This is a genomic window from Pararhodobacter sp. SW119, assembly GCF_017811755.1.
In the GTDB taxonomy this organism is placed as follows: domain Bacteria; phylum Pseudomonadota; class Alphaproteobacteria; order Rhodobacterales; family Rhodobacteraceae; genus Pararhodobacter.
The window spans coordinates 1-788 of the sequence record NZ_JADDJF010000174.1; the positions used below are offsets into that span (position 1 = coordinate 1).

1 protein-coding gene is annotated in these 788 nt (G+C 64.7%); it reads right to left on the reverse strand.

Features of this window, described 5'->3' with window-relative positions; genetic code table 11:
- Positions 1-546, reverse strand: a 546-nt coding sequence (locus IM708_RS21120) for a transposase (RefSeq protein ID WP_209428513.1), incomplete at its 3' end; no start/stop codon positions are given.
- Positions 547-788: the final 242 nt, after the last annotated feature.

Below are 788 nucleotides of genomic sequence, written 5' to 3' on the forward strand. Positions count from 1 at the left end.
CCGATCCTCGGCGATGCGTGTCGCGATCTCCGCATCCAGCTCCGCGATCTGCCGCTCGACGAGGGCAAGACGGGTCTTGATCTGGCGCTTGAGCACCACGTGGGTTTGCATTCGATCCTGGTTGCGCAGACGCGTCCGCTCCCGGACCAGGCTCGTGCGTGCCACCTGCAAGTCCCTGATTTCCAGAAGCGGTTCCGAGGCTGGTTGGTCCGGCGCCAGTTCGAGCGCCGCCCCCATCCGGGCCAGGATGCGGGCATCCACCGCGTCGGTCTTGGCGCGCGCCCCGCAGGATTCGGCACAACGACGCGCTTGCAGCGGGTTGACCTTGACCAGCGGACACCTGCCCGCAAGCGCCGTCTCGAAGGCCCGGAGATACGGCCCTGTCGGCTCGAAAACCACCCGCGCCACCGGGCTGCCGTCGAGCCATCTCGTCAGCGCCCGGAACCCGCGCGGCGAATTCTCGAAGCGCGCCGAGGCCCCGTCCGAAAGCCGAAAGGCATCCAGATGGGATTTCGAAATGTCGATGCCGAGGGTATGATCTGTCATCTTTACCCTCGACATTGTTCTCGAACCAATGGCGAACAATGTCTCGACCTATGCTTGTCATGCGTGGCCGGCCCACGCGTATCCGTTCAGGCCCCTGGTGAAGACGGTGACCGATCAGACTCCCGCACGGTCCTTGAAGACCCAGCACTCAACGATCCGGCCGCCGCCACCGCCCGCCATGAATGGCGTGGCGGGCAGTGGCCCCTTCATATCGAAAGAGCCGCCATCAGCATAAGACAAGC